Origin of the sequence: Asaccharospora irregularis DSM 2635 (assembly GCF_900129815.1) — a bacterium.
Taxonomy (GTDB): Bacteria; Bacillota; Clostridia; order Peptostreptococcales; family Peptostreptococcaceae; genus Asaccharospora; species Asaccharospora irregularis.
Window position 1 is genome coordinate 1 of record NZ_FQWX01000061.1, and the last position, 5,034, is coordinate 5,034.

At 32.1% G+C, this 5,034-nt stretch carries 6 protein-coding genes; 1 reads left to right on the top strand and 5 read right to left on the bottom strand.

Annotation, left to right across the window (positions count from 1 at the left end):
• Positions 1–335 precede the first annotated feature (335 nt).
• The 4 genes from BUB34_RS12575 to BUB34_RS12590 form a co-directional block, all read right to left on the bottom strand.
• Entirely contained in the window at positions 336–1,148 is an 813-nt protein-coding gene (locus BUB34_RS12575) for an endonuclease/exonuclease/phosphatase family protein (protein WP_073127795.1), read from the bottom strand.
• 164 nt (positions 1,149–1,312) lie between these two features.
• Positions 1,313–2,230, bottom strand: coding sequence for an AbiJ-NTD4 domain-containing protein (locus BUB34_RS12580; RefSeq protein ID WP_073127797.1), 918 nt, complete (start codon positions 2,228–2,230; stop codon positions 1,313–1,315).
• 276 nt (positions 2,231–2,506) lie between these two features.
• Complete coding sequence (locus BUB34_RS12585; RefSeq protein ID WP_073127799.1) at positions 2,507–3,334, bottom strand: serine protease family protein; 828 nt, start codon at positions 3,332–3,334, stop codon at positions 2,507–2,509.
• Positions 3,335–3,379: 45 nt separating this feature from the next.
• Positions 3,380–3,682, bottom strand: a complete 303-nt coding sequence (locus BUB34_RS12590; protein ID WP_425547712.1) for a helix-turn-helix domain-containing protein — start codon at positions 3,680–3,682, stop codon at positions 3,380–3,382.
• A 270-nt stretch (positions 3,683–3,952) separates the two neighbouring features.
• Here BUB34_RS12590 and BUB34_RS12595 point away from each other — a divergent pair, with 270 nt between their 5' ends.
• The gene (locus BUB34_RS12595; RefSeq protein WP_073127803.1) at positions 3,953–4,402 is read left to right on the top strand and encodes an Hsp20/alpha crystallin family protein; all 450 of its coding nucleotides are present in this window, start codon (positions 3,953–3,955) and stop codon (positions 4,400–4,402) included.
• Positions 4,403–4,470: 68 nt separating this feature from the next.
• Here BUB34_RS12595 and BUB34_RS14055 read toward each other — a convergent pair whose 3' ends face one another.
• Positions 4,471–4,845, bottom strand: coding sequence for a site-specific recombinase (locus BUB34_RS14055; RefSeq protein ID WP_242948890.1), 375 nt, complete (start codon positions 4,843–4,845; stop codon positions 4,471–4,473).
• Positions 4,846–5,034 lie beyond the last annotated feature (189 nt).

Consider the following 5,034-nt stretch of genomic DNA (forward strand, 5'->3'; position numbering starts at 1 on the left):
TTTTTCAATTCCATCTCCTGTAAATACTAAATTTTTATCGCTAATTCCTAGAATATTTGATATAATATCATTTGAGCACATGTCAAACCTCCTCGTTTATTTTGTTGTCGTGACTTAATTATACAACGAGTTTGACATGTGTTCTTTATTTTTTTAAAAAATAATAGCGCTGATAGTAATTAGTCCATTTTTGTCTAACGACAATTATGGATTTTTTATTACCATCAACGCTAAATATTATACAGCCGTTTAAATCCCTTTTTTTATTGAGGCTCGTACTTGGAAACATATCCAAGATTGGCTGTCGTTTGTGGGAACATATCAATAAACTTAAACTAAAGTTCTATTTTGGCAAACAGAATTCCATGATCGGGCTCACCAACAGGTATTATTGATTCTTGTTTGCCAAATTTATCAATAACGTCTAGTCGATAATGCTTAGCAAAATTCCAGTCATATTGTTCAACTGTGCATCGACTAATATTTTTACAGATTATATGATCGTTTTTAATGTACCCATCAAATTGTCCATTAAAATATGCCAATCTCCACGAATGATTAGTAGGTGTTGTACGAATAAAATCGCTACCCAATAAATTATCCAAGACATTTAAATTCCACTCTGCTATTGGGGTATTATCACGTAGGTTATTGAAATCACCTAATATAACTATAGGATTTGAGATTTCTTTGACCCATTTCATTACGGTTTCCATTTCGATTCGACGGGAATCATAATCACCTTTTAACTCTTTAATTCTAATACCTAGGATAGTTACGAGGTTATTGTCAATGATAACATCAATTCTTAAATTTTCCGGAATACTATCCCAGTCTATACAACAAGTGCTATTTGGTTCGTCTGGATATGCTTTGAAATAAGATATAGATTCTACCCTAATTCCTTTATCCCTAATGGCAATAAAAATATCATTTGCGTATTTAAAAGAATAATTAGTAGTGACGTAATAAAATCCCATGCATTCCATTCTTGTATAAAATTCATTAATATTTTCTGCACGGCAGTTAAATTCTGTTAGGATAATAATATTAATATCATCCGGAACCTTATCTAATATCCATAAGGGTATTGTTTTCCCTGTTCTACCCCTTTGGTTTATGTTCCACTCCATTATTTTAACTTCCATTCTCTACGATTCCTCCCTAAGTTTTTATCATCCCTTATAAATACTCTATTATTTCAAGATTCTTGCAGTCTATTTTTTATTAGAAGCCATACAGAGAAACATATCGAAGGTTGGCTCTAGTTAGTGGAACATACTAATAATTTAGTAAACGCAATGCACTTATGTCAGCACTGTTCTCGTGACAGATATTGTATAGCTAAAGCAATTAATGATAAGCACCGATTAAAAAGATAGTCGTAATAACGGATATCAGTGATATCAATTTTATTAGTTTCATGATGACGTATGCGATATTTATTTCCAATGTCCGTCAAGGCCTTAAATTCAGCATTAAATAAATCTACAAAACCATCATTCCCGTTTGCCATATCATTCACTATTTTTTCTGATGAACGTTTCTTATCTAATGTTGTATAATAAGTTTTTAAGCGTTCTAATGCATCCCATATCTTTTCGACTGAATCTTGCCGAGCTGCAGGGTTTGGTGTTTTATATAATGCAACGGCATCTTTCAACAACTCTCTTGTGCCTTGCTCATGTACCGATGTAAAAGAATTTTCTATTTCTGTTGTAAGTGGGCTGTTCTCAACAATTCTTTCAATAATCTTTTCGTCCGTAAGTTCATATAGCAGCCCAGACTCAGAGAATATTTCATTTATTGCCTCTTGAAAATTTGCAAATACATCTGAAGAATTAAGACAATCTATCGTTTGGTAGTTTCGGTATCTGTCATTATTCCATCGTTCTGAGATATCCTCAATATTTTGTGCAAAAAATTCAATAAGGTCCAAAAGTGCATACTGGTCGTATTCATCTTCATATTGCGGTGTGCAAATCCTGTCATAATCATCCCGAAAGAGAGATGGTATTCTTATTTTAATTCTAGTTGTAAATCCTTTTTCATCAAATGCAACATAGTCGCTATCTGTAAAGTCGTGATGACAATTTAGAGTGAAAATATGTGTTAAATTTTTTTGATATCTTTTGCAGCAATCTAAAAGCAACGAATACATATCTCTATTAATAGAATATGTCTTTTCCTGTGGTGCCCTTATACCATGTCTTTCAGAGTATAATTTCATAAGTCATCTCCTCATAAATTTGTTTTTATATATTAAGCCACTAAAAGAACCAGTATTGACTTAAAATCTACCTATTCGCATACCATAAAAAATGTTCAAACTTACATCTTCTAAATAGAATTTTAAACATCTTTGCTTGATCCAAACATAAAATTCTTATCTATGCACCAACATTGGATTTATATGTAAATATACGTCATGCACAAAATCATATGAGAGTGGGGTAACTGGTTCCTAATGCATACTATTCTTATTTCTGAAATAGGGCATCAATCTCTAATTGGCATTCTGTTGCTTGATCTTTTCTCTAATTAGATTTTTAAACTCAAATAATTCTTCTGACTTAATATAATAACCTAAATTAGTCATTACAGATGTTCTGCTAATTACCTTTTGTTGTGTAGGTATATCAACAACCGATATCTCTCCATTAGCATTCATCGTTGGGCCAGCATATAAAATACCTAAAAATATTATTCTTCTAGCACCTAAATAAGTATTACCTTTTTTATCAGAATAGCCATTTTCATTTAAGATGTAAATTGGTGATCCAGATGATCCTGGAAAAGCGGCAATGTCTGCTAGTCCTATTCCTTTTGTGTTAAAATCGTACGCTGGGTGAGACGCTGTATATCCTTTTCTAAAAATCGGATAATTGTTTTTACTGTCCCATAACCCAATAGGATATCCAATCATTACAATTTCTTCTAAAGCACTCAATTCCATTAGTTTTACTTTATTAGGAATCAAGCTTTCTTCATTAGCTACATAAAATACTTGTTTTCCTGTTCGCTTCCTTACTTCCTCAAATATTGGGTTAATAAATGTGAAGCACATATCTTTTTCAGAATGAAAAAACCACTCTGTTTGTAATGTAATAGCATAGTTTTCCGTGGTTGTCCCATCTTCTTCACTCAAATGTAAAAAGAACTTTACGGTTTCATTTCTATTGTAATTTACAACATGTTTATTTGTAATAAGAACAGGTATAGTAAGTTCACCCTCCTTAAAATTAAAGAAAAATCCAGTTCCTGAGGAACCATCATGAGCTTCTATCCTTACAGTATTAAACATTAGTTGCTCTGTCAGACTAATTGGTTTCATATCACAGCTCCTCTTCATTTAGTAGTATTTGGTATAATTGTTCCTTTACTCATTACCTGTCTTTATTTCATTGCCATCGGGCAGAATGAAAGTCTGCTCAAACTTAATATTCAAAACATCAGCTATGGTTTTCAATTCATCTAAGGTTACAGTTTCACGTTTTAATTTCTTATTGAAATTCTGTGGAGTCTGACCAATACGTCTAGCAAGTTCCGCAACACTTATATTCATTTGTTCACATAGTTGCTTAATCATATCTGCCGTAGTCATACAGCACCTCCAATTTACACTAAATATTATTATAAACCATTTGGTTGATAAATCCAAGAGATTAAGCGATCTTTTCATAGTTTAATATTCAAAACAAACCCCGTAACTCTGCTCTATATTCATTTACTATCAGGATCAATTTTTTCATGCTTTAATTTTAATCTATTTAGAATAATAAGTTTCAAATTTTTCAAATATTAAATTATATAACTTAAATTACATTACGTAAAAAAAATTCTAAGAAAAATTACAAAGCATATTGACACATCTTTTTTTTTGTGATATATAATAATTAGCACTCAATCATGGAGAGTGCTAATAAAACATTATGAAAAGGAGTTGATAATTATGGCTGGATTAGTACCTTTTAACAGAAAAAACAAAGAACTTTCTACAAACACTGGTATTGGGGACTTCTACAACTTACTTGATGACTTTTTTTCAAATGATTGGCCATTCAGACGAACACTCTCTTACGACACTTTTAAAGTAGATGTCGAAGATAATGGTAAGGAATACATCATTGAAGCTGAAATGCCTGGTGTTGATAAAAAAGACATCAATCTTCAACTTAATGATGGAAAATTAACAATTTCTATCACTAGAGACGAAAGCAATGAAACACAGAAAAAGAATTATATTCACAAAGAGAGACGTTATAATTCTATGAGCCGTTCAATTTATTTAGAAGATTCCAAACCTGATGCTATTAAAGCGAAACTTGAAAATGGAGTACTAAAAATTATAGTTCCGAAAGAAGAAAAACCAAACAATAGCATTACAATTGATGTTGAGTAAACTAAAGAAAAGCACATCGGTCATTTAATCTCGATGTGCTTTTCTTTGTTAAAAATTACCTCAGTTTTTTATATTTCAATCTCAATGCCTGATTTAAAGCTTATCACAAAGTGGTCTTCGTAAACTGTTACGTTTTGGATGATCTTCCTTACAAGGGTATCATCATATAGTAAAGTCCGATATTTATTGGTGCGGATAAATTCTATCAGTTCGTTGATCCGCTCATTCTCACCACTTAAGGATGCATCTTCCACAAGAAGGGTCTGACGCTTTTCACGCAACTCTTCAATCTCATCTGCAAGGGATTCAAAATCTTTTCCCTTATTAGCAAGGCTGATTAGTTCCTTCTGCTTTTCTTCAAGCAAGGTGTTAATCTCTGAAATCTTATATTCCGTGGTATCACCGATTATCGCATGTATATTCTCTTCCAGTATTCTTATCATGTTGTCACCACCGGCAAGAAGTCTATTAATGGCAGTCATTACTGCATCATATAATTCAGCTTCTTTTACCGTTCGGTTCTTACACACCTCAGGGCTGGATCTATGTCAATATTTTAGACACAAATAATTGAATTTTTAACTTGCTCTAGCTATTTTTTCGCACTGTTCTGGTGATATGAAACCAATACT